The sequence below is a fragment of the Xanthomarina spongicola genome (assembly GCF_003148645.1).
GTDB classification, from domain to species: domain Bacteria; phylum Bacteroidota; class Bacteroidia; order Flavobacteriales; family Flavobacteriaceae; genus Xanthomarina; species Xanthomarina spongicola.
On the sequence record NZ_QGGP01000001.1, the window covers coordinates 368,821 to 384,549 of the forward strand.

General features: G+C 32.0%; 14 protein-coding genes. 9 read left to right on the plus strand and 5 right to left on the minus strand.

Annotated features, from left to right (window positions below; genetic code table 11):
- Positions 1–87: 87 nt before the first annotated feature.
- The 4 genes from LX78_RS01635 to recA form a co-directional block, all read right to left on the minus strand.
- Positions 88–1,683 carry a porin family protein gene (locus LX78_RS01635; RefSeq protein ID WP_109680893.1) on the minus strand — a complete coding sequence of 532 codons (1,596 nt, stop codon included), beginning with the start codon at positions 1,681–1,683 and terminating at the stop codon, positions 88–90.
- Complete coding sequence (locus tag LX78_RS01640) at positions 1,683–2,225, minus strand: RNA polymerase sigma factor (RefSeq protein WP_109680894.1); 543 nt, start codon at positions 2,223–2,225, stop codon at positions 1,683–1,685. The genes LX78_RS01635 and LX78_RS01640 overlap by 1 nt, the downstream gene beginning before the upstream one ends.
- A 27-nt stretch (positions 2,226–2,252) precedes the next feature.
- Positions 2,253–2,648 (minus strand): hypothetical protein, encoded by a 396-nt coding sequence (locus tag LX78_RS01645; RefSeq protein ID WP_245881454.1) that lies wholly within the window; start codon positions 2,646–2,648, stop codon positions 2,253–2,255.
- A gap of 99 nt (positions 2,649–2,747) precedes the next feature.
- Entirely contained in the window at positions 2,748–3,755 is a 1,008-nt protein-coding gene (gene recA / locus LX78_RS01650; RefSeq protein ID WP_109680896.1) for a recombinase RecA, read from the minus strand.
- A 465-nt stretch (positions 3,756–4,220) separates the two neighbouring features.
- Between recA and trhO the strand changes: the two genes are divergently transcribed.
- From trhO to LX78_RS01695, 9 genes are all read left to right on the plus strand, one after another.
- Positions 4,221–5,294: an oxygen-dependent tRNA uridine(34) hydroxylase TrhO gene (gene trhO, locus LX78_RS01655; protein WP_109680897.1), complete on the plus strand. Its 1,074-nt coding sequence runs from the start codon at positions 4,221–4,223 to the stop codon at positions 5,292–5,294.
- An 11-nt stretch (positions 5,295–5,305) separates the two neighbouring features.
- Positions 5,306–6,550 (plus strand): peptidase U32 family protein, encoded by a 1,245-nt coding sequence (locus tag LX78_RS01660; protein WP_109680898.1) that lies wholly within the window; start codon positions 5,306–5,308, stop codon positions 6,548–6,550.
- Positions 6,550–6,780, plus strand: a complete 231-nt coding sequence (locus tag LX78_RS01665; RefSeq protein ID WP_109680899.1) for a ferredoxin — start codon at positions 6,550–6,552, stop codon at positions 6,778–6,780. The genes LX78_RS01660 and LX78_RS01665 overlap by 1 nt, the downstream gene beginning before the upstream one ends.
- Positions 6,781–6,795: 15 nt before the next feature.
- Positions 6,796–7,800 (plus strand): radical SAM protein, encoded by a 1,005-nt coding sequence (locus LX78_RS01670; RefSeq protein WP_109680900.1) that lies wholly within the window; start codon positions 6,796–6,798, stop codon positions 7,798–7,800.
- A gap of 163 nt (positions 7,801–7,963) precedes the next feature.
- Positions 7,964–9,136 carry a PSP1 domain-containing protein gene (locus LX78_RS01675; RefSeq protein ID WP_109680901.1) on the plus strand — a complete coding sequence of 391 codons (1,173 nt, stop codon included), beginning with the start codon at positions 7,964–7,966 and terminating at the stop codon, positions 9,134–9,136.
- Positions 9,126–9,611, plus strand: a complete 486-nt coding sequence (locus LX78_RS01680) for a gliding motility lipoprotein GldH (RefSeq protein ID WP_109681349.1) — start codon at positions 9,126–9,128, stop codon at positions 9,609–9,611. Before LX78_RS01675 ends, LX78_RS01680 begins: the two co-directional genes overlap by 11 nt.
- 4 nt (positions 9,612–9,615) lie before the next feature.
- Positions 9,616–11,958: a penicillin-binding protein 1A gene (locus LX78_RS01685; protein WP_109680902.1), complete on the plus strand. Its 2,343-nt coding sequence runs from the start codon at positions 9,616–9,618 to the stop codon at positions 11,956–11,958.
- 74 nt (positions 11,959–12,032) lie between these two features.
- A complete protein-coding gene (locus LX78_RS01690) occupies positions 12,033–12,734 on the plus strand; it encodes a CoA transferase subunit A (protein WP_109680903.1) in 702 nt (233 codons plus the stop codon).
- An 87-nt stretch (positions 12,735–12,821) separates the two neighbouring features.
- Entirely contained in the window at positions 12,822–13,478 is a 657-nt protein-coding gene (locus LX78_RS01695) for a CoA transferase subunit B (protein ID WP_109680904.1), read from the plus strand.
- A gap of 524 nt (positions 13,479–14,002) precedes the next feature.
- Here LX78_RS01695 and LX78_RS01700 read toward each other — a convergent pair.
- Complete coding sequence (locus tag LX78_RS01700; RefSeq protein WP_109680905.1) at positions 14,003–15,694, minus strand: ABC transporter ATP-binding protein; 1,692 nt, start codon at positions 15,692–15,694, stop codon at positions 14,003–14,005.
- Between the last annotated feature and the right edge of the window lie 35 nt (positions 15,695–15,729).

Consider the following 15,729-nt stretch of genomic DNA (forward strand, 5'->3'; position numbering starts at 1 on the left):
AGCTGCTCTTGGCACAGAGCAGCTTTTTTTTTAAGATTGTCATTGTTTTTCAAAAAGGAATAACAAATAAATCTAACCAACCAAAAACTAAAATTTATAACTTAATCCTGTATAAATACCAATAATGTATGGATTGAAATTACCTGATGTATTTTCAAACGCATTGATTTGATATTTAAAAGTAGGCTCTAAGTTAAACTTAACTTTTTCTGAAAATTTATAGTCTAGCCCAACACCAAAATTGGTACTAAAACTAAAACTCTTAATATTATTTGCTTCTCCTATATAGGTTTTTTCATCTTTTAATTCGGAGAAAACTTCGTTGTCATCTAAAATAAATGAACTAAATCCTGCAATTACATTTAAGCCTAGTTTTCTATTTCCTATTCTATAATTCACTTCCATTGGAATTTCGTAATAACTAATACGTTGACTTATGGCAGCATTGGATTGTGGACTTAAGGCATTATCTACCTGAAAAACACCAATATTATCTGCACTTAAGGCTGTAAGGGATTCGTTTCCACTTGATAAATTAATATTTTTTAAAGGATTAGTAGCAGGAATACTACCAGAAATATTTTCATATAAAATAACATCGTTAGTGTCATAACTCAAGTTTAAAGAACTTATTCCAGTACGTATAGATAACTTTTTATTTAAATTATAGCTTACATTAACACCATAACTTGTATTTACTTCGCCAGTTTTAGAGTTGTTTGAAAATTGACCATCAATATGCGAGCCCTTTCCCATCGAATTATAATAAACAGGCGCAACATTTGCGTAAACTTGCCACCTGTTTATTAGTTCTTCTTCTTCCTTTTCAATAATATCTTCGTTTGCTGCAATAGCTTCTTCAATGGTAAGATCTGTTTTGTTTAGTTCTTCTTCAACAGTTTCTTCTATTTCAGCTTCTGTATTTTCTTCTTCAGCAACTCCATTTTCAGTTGCGTTATTTTGTAATTGTTGTATTTGGTCTACAGCCTTTTCATCATCAAATTCAGGAATAGAATTTGATTCGTTAATTATTTCGGTATTTTGGGTTTCTGCTATTCTATTACTGTTTTCAATGTTTTTCTTCTTATCTATTTTAGTAGGACTAGCATTGGTATCCAAATTATTTTTTGAATCTATATTTTGTGTAATTCTGGTATCATTAGAATTATTTAGAGACGTCTTGTTTTCTAATTGCGTAGTGTTTGAATTGTTTTTAGAAGCATTTATATTTTTTAGCGAATGGATGCTTTCTGTAGTATTTTCTGAAGCTATCTGAGTATTATTTGAAGATTCTAGTGGATTGTTTAAGTTGCTGTTTAATTGGGAATTTGAATCAGTTTCTAAATTGTTATCAGTGTTATTAGAGTTTACAATTGTTGAATTTATATCTGTTTCTAAAGATGGACTTGTTGTGTCTTTTGTGCTTTTTTCAGTATCTACTACTTTGGTGTTATTTGATTTTTCTGTAGTGTTATTGAAAACCAAACTACCAACTGTAAACATTAAAAGCAACAAAGCTGCAACTCCAGCAAGTCTAAGCCATAATGGGAAGATTTTCTTGTTGTCTTTTTCTTGTTGGTTTAGTTTATTTTGAATGCCATTCCAAACTTCTGGTTTAGGTGAAACTTCAAAATCTTTGAATTTTTCTTGAAAAATTCTATCTATATGTTTTTTATCACTCATTATAATGATTGTGATTTTAAGCTTGTTTTATAATCTTCAATTCTATCTTTTAAAATCTTTCTAGCTCTAGCCAAATTAGATTTAGATGTTCCTGTTGTTATAGAAAGCATCTCTGCAATATCTTTATGCGAAAAACCATCTAACACATACAAGTTAAAAACCAATCTGTATCTATCTGGTAATTCTTGAATTATTTGGAGAAGAAATTCTAAAGAGATATCATCTTCTTCAACAGTTAATTCAACATCTTCAATATTACTGTCGTCAATAATTTCGAAAACACCTTGTTTTCTATAACGCTGTAATGCTGTATTAATAGTAATTCTCTTAAGCCAGCCTTCAAAAGAACCTTTGTTATTAAACTGAGATATTTTGCTAAAAATAGTCACAAAACTATCTTGCAGATTATCTTCTGCCTCAGCATAGTTTTTACAATACTTTAAGCAAACAGAAAACAATTTACTCGAAAAGAGTTGATATAATTCACTTTGTGCTTGAGTATCATTATTACTACATTTTTGTATGAGTTGTTTTAAACCCAAATGAAATACGTATTAATTTAACTTAATTTAATCTACTACTGGAACTTCAATAACCAAATAGTTATCTCCACCTTGCCAAAATTTAAAAACATAAGATCCACTATCTTCAGCTTTAAAATCAAACGAGGCTTCTGCTTCAATATCTGTTGGTTGACAGTTACCATTTCCAGAAATTACATATGCTACTACAGCAACAGTACGCTCGTTTAATTCTTCTAAATAATACATATTATTAAAAGCATGACAAGTCGATGGTCTAATATAGGTTAAAGTAATTTCATAGACTTCACCTAATTGGAATTCATCTGGTAAAACAGCACTTTCTACAGGTAAAATTTCGTAATAAATATCTTGAGTACTATCATCGTTAGTGCTGCAAGAAAAAAATAAAAATACGAATAGACAGGCTATTAATTTTTTCATTAAAAAACACATATTTAACTTGTAGATGCAGAAAGTATAAAAAGGTTGCGTGAGATATTAAAAAATCCCGAAAATTTCGGGATTTTAAGGTTTAAAAGTTTATTCTTTATTTGCTTTTAGTTGCTCTTTGATTTTAAGTTCCAGTTCATCTTGTAATTCTGGATTGTCTTTAATTAATGCTTTAACAGCATCTCTACCTTGACCCAATTTGGTGTCACCATAACTAAACCAAGAGCCAGCTTTTTTAATAATTTCAAACTCGACAGCAATATCTAAAATCTCACCTACCTTCGAAATACCTTCACCATACATGATGTCAAATTCTGCCATTTTAAAAGGTGGAGCTACTTTGTTTTTAACTACTTTAACTCTGGTTTTGTTTCCAGTAACATTCCCATCTGTCTCCTTTATTTGTGTAGAACGTCTAATATCTAAACGAACAGAAGCATAGAATTTTAATGCGTTTCCACCAGTTGTAGTCTCTGGGTTTCCAAACATCACACCAATTTTTTCACGTAATTGGTTAATAAATATTACTGTACAATTTGTTTTGCTAATTGAGGCTGTTAGCTTTCTTAAAGCTTGAGACATTAAACGTGCATGTAAACCCATTTTCGAGTCTCCCATTTCGCCTTCAATTTCACTTTTTGGAGTTAAAGCAGCAACAGAATCGATAACTACTATATCTATAGCACCAGATCGAATTAAATTATCTGCAATTTCAAGCGCTTGTTCACCATTATCGGGTTGAGAAATAATTAAATTATCAATATCAACGCCTAATTTTTCGGCATAAAACCTATCGAAAGCGTGTTCAGCATCAATAAATGCTGCTATACCACCAGCTTTTTGAGCTTCGGCAATGGCATGTAAAGTTAATGTAGTTTTTCCTGAGGATTCAGGCCCATAAATTTCTATAACTCTTCCTCTTGGGTAGCCACCAACTCCTAAAGCGATATCTAGACCTAATGAACCAGATGAAATGGCATCAACATCAACTACTGCTTGATCGCTCATTTTCATAACTGTTCCTTTGCCGTATGCTTTATCTAATTTATCTAAAGTAAGTTTAAGTGCTTTTAATTTTGCTTCTTTTTCGTTGCTCATTTCTCTATATTTTATCTTGTGAAAGTGATGCTAAAATACTACTTCTTTTTTCACTTTACAATTTTATGACGCAACCTTTTTATACTTTTTGCATCTACTATATAAAGTGGGGAAAATTTAGCTGTGAAAAAGAAAAAAACAACTCACTTTTAAACAAATTAATAGTTTTAACTTAAAAGTGTATAGGCTATGAAATTTTTTAAAAAATGTATTAATGCACTAGGTGTTTCAGTGGCTATATTTATAAATAGCAACTGTAAAGCCGATGGAGGTTAACTCGTAAAAATGTTTTTTCGATTTAGAAAATAAATTAAAAAATATTAATAACGAGTTAGTCTACTTAAAGCACTTTATAAATTTTATAAAGTGCTTTTTGATTTATACAAATTCATAAACTCATAAAAAACACTACATTTGCATCAAATTATATTAGAATAATCTTTAACCTTAAATAATTAGTATAGCATGCAACTGTACAATACCTTAAGCGCTAAAGAAAGAGCAGAACTTATTGAGCAAGCTGGAAAAGAACGCTTGACCATCTCTTTCTACAAATACGCCAAAATTGACAACCCAGACATTTTTAGAGATCACCTATTTCTTACTTGGGATAAATTTGATGTTTTAGGCAGAATTTATGTCGCTCACGAAGGCATAAATGCCCAACTTTCTCTGCCTGCAGATAACTTTAATCTGTTTAAAAATCATTTAGACACTATTTCGTTTTTAGAAAATGTAAGATTAAATATTGCCATTGAACATGATAATTTTTCTTTTTTAAAGCTGAAAGTAAAAGTGCGCGATAAAATTGTAGCTGATGGTTTAAACGATGACACTTTTGATGTAACCAATAAAGGCATTCATGTAGAAGCTGAACAATTTAATAAGCTTATTGAAGATCCAAATGTGGTTTTGGTAGATATGAGAAATCATTACGAAAGTGAAATAGGCCATTTTAAAAATGCTGTGACTCCAGATGTGGATACCTTTCGTGAATCTTTAGACATTATTGAAGCCGATTTAAAAGAACACAAAGAAGATAAAAAACTAGTCATGTACTGCACTGGTGGAATCCGTTGCGAAAAAGCAAGTGCTTACTATAAACATAAAGGATTTAAAAACGTGTATCAACTTGAAGGAGGTATCATCAATTATGTGAGACAAGTAGAAGCTAAAGGCCTTGAAAATAAATTTATAGGCAAAAATTTTGTGTTCGATGAACGTCGTTCAGAACGTATTTCCGATGATGTAATTGCACATTGCCATCAATGTGGAGAACCAGCCGATTTGCATACTAATTGTGCAAACGAAGCTTGTCATTTATTATTTATTCAATGTGATGCTTGTAAGGAAAAAATGGAGAACTGCTGTTCTACAAATTGTCAAGAAATAACTCATTTATCTTACGAAGAGCAGAAAGCCTTACGAAAAGGTCAAGGCAATAGCAACGATATCTTTAAGAAAGGAAGAGCCGATCATTTACCTTATAAAAAGGATTTGCGCAACATCTTTGAAAATTTTAAAAGCACTAATTCTTAAAAGCCATAGTTATGCAACATATAGAATTAATGGCACCTGCAGGAAATTTCGAATCGCTTCAAGCAGCATTAGATAATGGTGCAAATTCCATTTATTTTGGAGTAGAGCAACTAAATATGAGAGCTCGTGCAACCTTAAATTTCACCATTGCCGATTTGCCTGAAATTGCAAGACGCTGTGAAACCAAAAATGTTAGAACCTATTTAACATTAAATACCATAATTTACGATCACGATTTATCCATTGTAAAAACTTTACTGAAACAAGCCAAGGAAGCTAATATTACAGCTGTTATAGCTATGGATCAGGCTGTTATTGCTTCAGCAAGAGAGATTGGTATGGAAGTGCATATTTCTACACAATTAAATATCACGAATATTGAAACGGTTAAATTTTACGCCATGTTTGCAGACACCATGGTTTTGAGTCGTGAATTGAGTTTAAGACAAGTAAAAAAAATAACCGAACACATAGAAAAAGAGCAAATAAAAGGGCCTTCAGGTAGATTGATAGAAATTGAAATCTTTGGTCATGGCGCATTGTGTATGGCAGTTTCTGGGAAGTGTTATATGAGTTTACATTCACATAACTCTTCAGCAAATAGAGGTGCTTGTAAACAAAATTGTCGAAAAAAATATACAGTTATCGATCAGGAAACTGGTTTTGAAATGGAGTTGGATAACGAATATATTATGTCTCCAAAAGATTTATGTACCATCGATTTTCTAGATGAGATTGTAGATGCAGGAATTAAAGTTTTGAAAATTGAAGGTCGTGGAAGAGCACCAGAATATGTAGCTAAAGTAATTAAATGTTATCGCGATGCTATCGATAGTGTTGCAAATGAAACATACAGCAAAGAAAAAGTAATTTCTTGGATGCAAGAATTGGAAAAAGTATACAATCGTGGCTTTTGGAGTGGTTATTATTTAGGGCAGAAATTAGGCGAATGGAGTACAGGTTCCGGATCTCATGCCACACAAAAGAAAGTGTATTTAGGAAAAGGCACACACTTTTATCCAAAAGCAAAAATTGCCGAATTTAAAATTGAAGCCTTCGATATTACTGTTGGAGACACTATTTTAGTTACTGGTCCAACAACTGGAGCTAAAGAAATGGAAGTGACAGACATGATGGTAAACGATTTGAAATCTGATAAAGGTTCTAAAGGCGATTTGGTAACTATCCCAATCGATTTTAGAATAAGACCATCAGATAAATTGTATAAAATTGTTGAAAATAAAGTAGAAGCCTAATGGTAATTATTACCTTACAACGCAATAAATGTATTGGCTGTAACTACTGCGTGGAAATGGCACCAAGCCAATTCCAGATGTCAAAAAAAGACGGAAAAACGGTTTTGTTACATGGAATTGAGAAGAAAGGATTTTTCACTTTAAAATCAAACGATTTTAACATTTTGGAAGCTTGCGAAAATGCTTCAAAAGCCTGTCCAGTGAATATTATTAGTGTTAAAATAAATTGATTAATAAATAATAGAATGAATATTTACAAGTTGTTACAACTTAATAGAAAGATAAAAAGTCATAGAATTAAATTTCTTGGGCTCTATCTGTTGCATAAGTTTAATCAACGCTATTTAGCTGTAAATATAGATCCAGTAATGGCCTGCAATTTAAGATGTAAAATGTGTTATTTTACAGATGCAGATTATGTTAAAACCCTAAAAGGCCAATTTAAAGAAGACGAACTAAATCAAGTAGCAAAAACCATTTTTAAACGCGCTTTAAAACTTCAAATTGGTTGTGGTACTGAGCCAACATTATATAAAGATTTAGTGAAAGTTGTAGAACTAGGAAAAGCTTATAATGTGCCATATATTTCCATTACTACCAATGCCAATTTATTAGATGAAGAAAAAATTGAAGCGCTTTTAAAAGCTGGTTTGAATGAGTTCACTATTTCGCTTCATGGAGTTCATAAAGAAAGCTATGAAAATTTCATGCAAAAAGCCAGTTATGAAAAATTTCATAATGCTTTTAAAGCCTTTGAAAAATTAAAAAAACAGTACGATTTTAAAGTTCGAATCAATTATACCTTCAACAAAGATAATTTTTACGAACTAGCTGATTTTTTCAAACATTTTAATGGCGAAAGCTTCGATATTCTTCAAATTCGTCCTATCCAGAAAATAGGTAATACCGAATATAACGATTTTGATTTAGATAGTATTCGGGCAGAATATCCTCAATTAATTAAAGACATTAGAACCCAGTGTAAGGAAAATCACATCACCTTATTAGCGCCAAATACTATTCCTAAAGACCAAAGTACGAATGCATCTAGTTTAATTTTCGACTATACCTTTTGTTATGTGTCTCCACAAAAATTTTGGAAAGATGGTTTCGATTGGAATAATGAAAGCTTTAATGTCTATTCCCAAAAAATTGGCTGGGGTAAGTTATTATGGTCGAACATATTTAAATCTGAAAAAGAATTAAAATCCCTCTCAAATAGATTAAATTACGAAGTTGAGTTTAATTAAAAAAAGCTTATTTTAAAGTCCGTAAATAATCTTACCTTTACAATCCAAAGTATTTACTTTGAGTTGTATTTTCTACAAATGTGGAAATTACTTAAACAAAAATATTTTTATTAATTTTCTTCTGTTGTCTAAGGGCTTCAGAATCAATATATACATAAAACTTATGAGTTGTAACAGTTGCTCAACTGGTAAAGATGGACAACCTAAAGGTTGCAAAAATAATGGCACATGTGGAACAGATAGTTGTAACAAATTAACAGTTTTCGATTGGCTTTCAAATATGTCACTCCCAAATGGTGAAAAACCTTTCGATTGGGTGGAAGTACGTTTTAAAAACGGGAGAAAACACTATTATAAAAACACTGAAAATTTAACGTTAAGTATTGGAGATATTGTAGCTACTCAAGCTCAATTTGGTCACGATGTTGGCATGGTAACACTTACAGGAGAGCTTGTTAGAGTTCAAATGAAACGTAAAAAAGTTTCTGAAAATGACGAGGAAATTTTAAAAATCTACAGAAAAGCTACTCAAAAAGATATAGATATTTGGTCTGATTATAGAGACAAAGAGGAGCCAATGAAAGTTAAAGCTCGTCAATTTGCTATAGATATTAAATTGCAAATGAAAATTTCAGATATCGAATTTCAAGGAGATGGTAGTAAGGCAACTTTTTACTACACTGCCGAAGAACGTGTTGATTTTAGAGAGCTTATTAAAATGTATGCTAGAGAGTTTAAAACACGTATAGAAATGAAGCAGGTTGGCTTTCGTCAAGAAGCTTCAAGACTTGGAGGTATTGGCTCTTGTGGTAGAGAATTATGTTGTTCTACCTGGTTAACAGACTTCAGATCGGTTAGTACTTCGGCTGCACGATACCAGCAGCTATCTTTAAACCCACAAAAACTAGCAGGACAATGTGGTAAATTAAAATGTTGTTTAAATTATGAATTAGATACGTATTTAGATGCTCTTAAAGATTTCCCTAAATCAGACATTAAATTATACACTGAAAAAGGGACTGCAGTTTGTCAGAAAACAGATATTTTTAAAGGTCATATGTGGTTTGCTTATGAAGGTGAATGGAGTAATTGGCATGTAATTACAAAAGATCAGGCTATAGAAATTTTAGAGTTAAATAAGAATAAACAGAAAGTTGCTAGCTTAGAAGAATATGCTTCAGAATTAATTGAGAATACTAAAACCGAATTTGAAAACGTTGTAGGACAAGATAGTTTAACAAGATTTGACTCAAAAGCACCAAATAGAAAAAGCAAAAACAATAGAAGGAACAAAAGGAAGAGAAATCCACAAAACAGTAAAAAAAATGCGAAATAGTGTTTTGTTTATCCTTCTTGCAATAATAATAGTCTCTTGCGATTCTAAACAAGTGTTTGATACCTATAAGTCAGTTCCAAACAAATGGCATAAAGATTCAATTATTAGTTTTAAAATACATCCACCAGACACATTAAATTCGTATAACTTATATGTAAACCTTAGAAACAACAACGACTATAAGTATAGTAACTTATTTTTAATTGTTGAGATGAAATTTCCACATGGAAAAACTATTAAAGACACACTGGAATATAGAATGGCCAAACCAAATGGCGAGTTTTTAGGCACAGGATTTGCTGAGGTAAAAGAAAACAAGTTGTGGTACAAAGAAAATGTAGTCTTTAGTGAATCTGGAGAATACAAAGTAAACATTCAACAAGCCATGAGGGAAAATGGTAAGGTAAATGGTGTTGTTAACCTAGAAGGTATTACAGATATAGGATTTAGAATTGAAAAACCAGCTGCAGAATAAATTTATGGCTAAAGTAAAAAAGAAACAAACAAAAAATAATCAAGATTTTTCCAGCTATGTAAGATGGTTCTGGAAATTATTTATTACAGGCACTCTATTTGTAGCACTGATTTTTTTATTAGCATCATGGGGAGCTTTTGGAGAGCTACCAGATTATACAGTTTTAGAAAATCCTAAAACAAATCTGGCTACCGAAATTATTTCTTCAGACGGAAAAACTTTAGGAAAATTTTATTTTAACGATAACAGAACACCAGTTGGTTATAACGATTTGCCACAACATTTAGTTGATGCTTTAATTGCAACAGAAGATGTTCGTTATTACGAGCATTCTGGTATTGATGCTCGTGGAACTGTTAGAGCATTTGTGTTTTTAGGAAGTAAAGGTGGAGCTAGTACTATTTCTCAGCAGTTATCAAGACAATTATTTGTTGGTGTAGCATCTACAAGCACATTAAGTAGGATTACCCAAAAATTAAAAGAGTGGATTATTGCCATTAAATTAGAACGCCAATATACCAAAGAAGAAATTATTGCCATGTATTTTAATATCTACGATTTTGGTAATAATGCCGATGGTATCCGTTCGGCAGCTAGTATTTACTTCGATAAAGAGCCTAAAGAGTTAGATATTAAAGAATCTGCTATGCTGGTAGGCATGTTTAAAAACTCATCTCTCTATAATCCTAGAGACCATAGAAACCCAGTTGGTACTAAAAACAGACGAAATGTGGTTTTAGACCAAATGGAAAAATATGATTTTATTACTGAAGAAGTTAAAGATTCACTACAAAAAACAGAATTAGGATTACGGTATTCTCCACAATCGCATCGAGATGGCATAGCAACATATTTTAGAGCTTATTTAGATGGCTTTATGAAAGATTGGATAAAGAATAATCCAAAACCAGATGGCGAAAAATATAATTTATATGGAGATGGTTTAAAAGTATTTACAACTATTGATTCCAGAATGCAACAATATGCCGAAGATGCTGTACAACAACATATGCCAAGGCTTCAAGCAGAATTCAATCATCAAAACACACCAGATAGAAATCCTACAGCACCATTTTTAGAATTAGGCCAATCTGAAATAGATGCATTAATGAAACGCTCTATGAAACAGAGCGAGCGTTGGAGGCATATGAAATATGATTTAAAGAAAGATGAAGATGAAATAATTGCTTCCTTCAATAAGCCAACACAAATGACACTCTTTTCTTGGAAAGGAGAGATAGACACCATTATGAAACCTATGGATTCTATGCGTTATTATAAGGCATTCTTACATACAGGCATGATGTCTATGGATCCACAAACAGGACATGTAAAAGCTTGGGTTGGAGGTGTAAACTACAAACATTTTCAATACGACCATGTAAAACAAAGTCGCAGACAAGTAGGTTCTACTTTTAAGCCTTTTGTGTATGCAACAGCAATAGACCAATTACATTTATCTCCTTGTGATGAGCTACCAAATACGCAAATAACTATAGAAGCTGAGAAATTTGGAAATCCAGAACCTTGGACTCCTAGAAATTCCGATGCTCAATATGGAGGTACACTAACTTTAAAAAATGCATTAGCTAATTCAGTAAACACAATTACAGCTAGATTAATGGATAAAGTTGGCCCACAACCTGTAGTAGATCTAGCAAAAAAACTAGGTGTTGAAGCAGAGATTCCAGTTGTGCCCTCTATCGCTTTAGGGACAGCCGATTTAAGCGTGTACGAAATGGTTGCAGCTTATAGCACTTTTGCTAATAAAGGGGTTTATACAAAACCAGTTATGGTAACTCATATTGAAGATAAAAATGGCACTATTTTATATCAATTTACTCCAGAAGCAAGAGATGTTTTAAGCGAAGAAGTAGCATATGTAACAGTTAAATTAATGGAAGGTGTAACAGAAGGAGGCTCAGGTGTCAGATTAAGAACAAAAGGAGCAGACGCTTATAGAGCAGATTATAGAGAGATAATAACTGGTTATCCATATGAATTTAAAAACCCAATAGCAGGAAAAACTGGTACTACACAAAACCAAAGTGATGGTTGGTTTATGGGTATGGTTCCAAATTTAGTTACTGGTGTTTGGGTTGGAGCAGAAGATAGAGCAGCACATTTTAGAACCATTACTTATGGGCAAGGAGCAGCAATGGCTTTACCAATTTGGGGTTTATATATGAAGAGTTGTTATGAAAATGAAGATTTGGAGATTTCTAAAGCAGATTTCGAGAAACCTTTAGAGCTTTCAATTGAAGTAGATTGTGAAAACTACAATCCTGATGAAAATTCCGATCCTAATATGCCTGACGTTGAAGTGCCAGATGAATTGGATTTTTAAAAAAAAACAAAAGCCATTCTTTTTAGAATGGCTTTTTTATTTCGTATTTTTCCACTACAAAAAATGATAGTAACATGATTAATAAAAAAGTGGCTAATGTTCATGAAGCTCTTCAAGGTGTTTCAGATAATATGACCTTTATGTTTGGTGGTTTTGGACTTTGTGGTATTCCAGAGAACAGTATTAACGAACTTGTAAAATTAAACCTTAAAGGATTGACTTGTATTTCAAACAATGCAGGCGTGGACGATTTTGGCTTGGGCTTACTACTTCATAAAAAGCAAATAAAAAAAATGGTTTCTTCTTATGTTGGAGAAAACGACGAGTTTGAAAGACAAATGCTGTCTGGAGAATTAGATGTCGAATTGATTCCACAAGGTACTTTAGCAGAACGTTGTCGTGCTGCACAATCTGGTTTTCCAGCTATTTACACACCAGCAGGTTATGGAACCGAAGTTGCTGAAGGCAAAGAAACCAGAGAATTTGATGGAAAAATGTATGTCTTAGAACATGCCTTTAAAGCCGACTTTTCTTTTGTAAAAGCCTGGAAAGGCGATGCTGCTGGAAATTTAATCTTTAAAGGAACAGCTAGAAATTTTAATCCTGCCATGTGTGGAGCAGCAAAAATAACGGTTGCTGAGGTAGAAGAATTGGTTCCTGTTGGAACTCTAGATCCAAATCAAATTCATATTCCAGGAATTTTTGTGCAACGTATTTTTCAAGGTGAAATTTACGAGAAGAGAATTGAACAACGTACAGTTAGACAAAAAAGTTAAAAATTATAAGTACTTGAAGTGCCTAAAATTAAAATGATATGTCACACTGAGCGCAGTCGAAGTGTCTGATTAAAATAAAAATAAATTATGGCTTTAGATAAAACAGGAATAGCAAAACGCATAGCAAAAGAAGTCAAAGACGGCTATTACGTAAACCTTGGAATTGGTATTCCAACATTAGTGGCTAATTATGTTAGAGAAGATATAGAAGTCGAATTCCAAAGTGAAAATGGTGTTTTAGGAATGGGACCATTCCCTTTTGAAGGCGAAGAAGATGCAGATATAATAAATGCAGGAAAACAGACTATAACAACATTACCAGGTGCAAGTTTTTTCGATTCTGCAATGAGTTTCTCTATGATTCGTGGTCAACATGTAGACTTAACCATTCTAGGTGCTATGGAAGTTTCTGAAAATGGCGACATAGCCAATTGGAAAATTCCAGGTAAAATGGTAAAAGGCATGGGAGGAGCAATGGATTTAGTTGCAAGTGCCGAAAACATTATAGTTGCTATGATGCATACAAACAAAGCTGGAGAATCTAAATTACTTAAACGTTGTAGTTTACCATTAACAGGAGTTGGTTGTGTAAAAAAGATTGTCACCAATCTTGCAGTACTTGAGGTTACAGATAATGGTTTTAAATTATTAGAACGTGCTCCAGGAATATCTGTTGAAGATATTAAGAATACTACGGAAGGAACGTTAATTGTTGAAGGAGATATTCCTGAAATGAGTCTGTGACGAATTCCATTTGTCGATAATATAAAATAGGAATTTCAAATAATATGAGCTTATAATATAATATTCTTTTTAGATGAAATTCCTAAGCGAATTTCATTTAACTAAAATTCTTTGCCACGAATAACAAATATTTTTGTTATTCGTGGCTTTGTTTTAACCTAGTGTTAAATTTAAGCATTTAATATTTGTAGGAAAACACCTTATATAATATCTTAAATGTTAAAGTTTTATGTATTTCAACGATTTATAATGTATTTTAGCAGAACAACTCAAAAAAAGTTTCATATTAGCAGAACCAAATCAATTAACCTATTCTTTGAAATGTTGAATTTATAATTTGCCCCAAATCTATTATAAGTTTAATCTTAAAAGAAACCCAAATTTACCATAAAATCCTACTTATGAATTTTGCCTCAAATCTACCTGAACAATCTACAAGTTATGAGAGCAAACTTTATTCGAGTTTGCAAAGTACAAGACGCTTTATTAGAAGTTTAATGTATTTAACTAAAAAAATATTCATGCTATAATCCCTTTGGGATGGCATGAATTAATTTTTTAGTATAGTCTTTTTTCGGATTCTTGTATATTTCATCAGCATCATCCATTTCTTCAATCTCTCCTTGATTCATTACAATTAACTGATCAGACATATATTTTACAACGGCTAAGTCGTGCGAAATAAATATATATGTAAATCCAAAATTCACTTTCAATTCATTCAATAAATTAAGTACTTGCGCTTGTACAGAAATGTCTAAAGCAGACACAGATTCATCACAAATAATTAATTTAGGTTCAAGCGAAATAGCTCTAGCTATACCAATACGCTGTCTCTGTCCTCCAGAAAACTCATGTGGATATCTATTAAAAAATGTCTCGTCTAATCCAACCTTTAGCAGTAAATCTAACACTAAAGTTTTTCTTTCTTTATCCGAATTTCCAATCCCATGAACCTTCATGGGTTCCATAATAGCATTACCTACGGGAATTCTTGGATTTAATGAAGCATAAGGATCTTGAAAAATTATTTGAATATCTTTTCTTAGTTTTCTAGTCTCAGTTTTTGAGAGTTTAGTAATATCAGTTCCTTGATATAAAATTTCACCTGAAGAGGCTTTATCTAATTGTAAAATGGCATTTGCCAAAGTAGACTTTCCACAACCAGACTCACCAACCAACCCTAGAGTTTCACCTTCATATAATTTAAAACTAATATTGTTTACAGCTGTAAAAGCTTCAGGTTTAGAAAACCAACCAGATTTTGATAGATAAGTTTTATTTAGATTTACAACTTCCAGAAGTGGTGCTTTTCCATATATTTTATCATGAAATGCTTTTCTATCTTCATTAGAAACGATGCTACTATCAATCGTTTTATTCATAAAATCCTTAATTGTAGGCAGCTTATTTAATCTAACGTCAAGAGAAGGCTTTGAGTTTATTAAAGCTTTTGTATATATATGTACAGGATCTTTAAAAACTTTATGTACAGGACCTTGCTCAACTATTTGCCCTTGATACATTACTAAAATTCTATCTGAAATTTCAGAAACCAAAGACAGATCATGAGAAATGAAAAGAATGCTCATATTTTCTTCAGCTTGGAGTTGTTTTAGTAGTAGAATAATCTCTTTTTGAACAGTTACATCAAGAGCAGTTGTAGGTTCGTCTGCAATTAATATTTTTGGTTTACAAGCAATTGCCATAGCAATCATAACTCGTTGTTTTTGTCCACCTGATATTTCATGAGGATGCGCATTAAAAACACGCTTTGGATTTGGAAGCTTAACCTTCTCAAAAAGCGTTAAAGTTTCTTCTCTAGCTTCATTTTTAGACAGAGTTGTATGCTGCAATAAAATCTCTTGTACTTGTTTTCCACAAGTCATAGAAGGGTTTAAAGAGCTCATAGGTTCTTGAAAAATTATTGCAATATCATTGCCTCTTATTTTTTGAAATTCCTTAGAACCAATTTGGGTTAAGTCTAAGTCGTTAAACAAGATACTTCCATTAGTGATTTTAGATATATTTTTTGGTAATAAACCAAGTATAGCAAGAGAAGACACAGATTTTCCTGAGCCAGATTCTCCTACAATTCCTAGAATTTCGTTGGTGTTTAATTGAAAAGAAATATCTTTGATAATTTCCTTTTCAATCTTATTGGAAATAAATGAAATTGAAACGTTTTCTATAGAGAGCAAATTTTTACTTGGCATATGTAAAAATAACTATTTTCTGTTTTTCAATTACG

Bases quoted from the DNA above. Each gene is read 5' to 3' on its own strand.
- LX78_RS01635 (WP_109680893.1), bottom strand. From the start codon at position 1,683: ATGAGTGATAAAAAACATATAGATAGAATTTTTCAAGAAAAATTCAAA.
- LX78_RS01645 (WP_245881454.1), bottom strand. From the start codon at position 2,648: ATGAAAAAATTAATAGCCTGTCTATTCGTATTTTTATTTTTTTCTTGC.
- recA (WP_109680896.1), bottom strand. From the start codon at position 3,755: ATGAGCAACGAAAAAGAAGCAAAATTAAAAGCACTTAAACTTACTTTA.
- trhO (WP_109680897.1), top strand. From the start codon at position 4,221: ATGCAACTGTACAATACCTTAAGCGCTAAAGAAAGAGCAGAACTTATT.
- LX78_RS01660 (WP_109680898.1), top strand. From the start codon at position 5,306: ATGCAACATATAGAATTAATGGCACCTGCAGGAAATTTCGAATCGCTT.
- LX78_RS01665 (WP_109680899.1), top strand. From the start codon at position 6,550: ATGGTAATTATTACCTTACAACGCAATAAATGTATTGGCTGTAACTAC.
- LX78_RS01670 (WP_109680900.1), top strand. From the start codon at position 6,796: ATGAATATTTACAAGTTGTTACAACTTAATAGAAAGATAAAAAGTCAT.
- LX78_RS01675 (WP_109680901.1), top strand. From the start codon at position 7,964: ATGAGTTGTAACAGTTGCTCAACTGGTAAAGATGGACAACCTAAAGGT.
- LX78_RS01680 (WP_109681349.1), top strand. From the start codon at position 9,126: ATGCGAAATAGTGTTTTGTTTATCCTTCTTGCAATAATAATAGTCTCT.
- LX78_RS01685 (WP_109680902.1), top strand. From the start codon at position 9,616: ATGGCTAAAGTAAAAAAGAAACAAACAAAAAATAATCAAGATTTTTCC.
- LX78_RS01690 (WP_109680903.1), top strand. From the start codon at position 12,033: ATGATTAATAAAAAAGTGGCTAATGTTCATGAAGCTCTTCAAGGTGTT.
- LX78_RS01695 (WP_109680904.1), top strand. From the start codon at position 12,822: ATGGCTTTAGATAAAACAGGAATAGCAAAACGCATAGCAAAAGAAGTC.
- LX78_RS01700 (WP_109680905.1), bottom strand. From the start codon at position 15,694: ATGCCAAGTAAAAATTTGCTCTCTATAGAAAACGTTTCAATTTCATTT.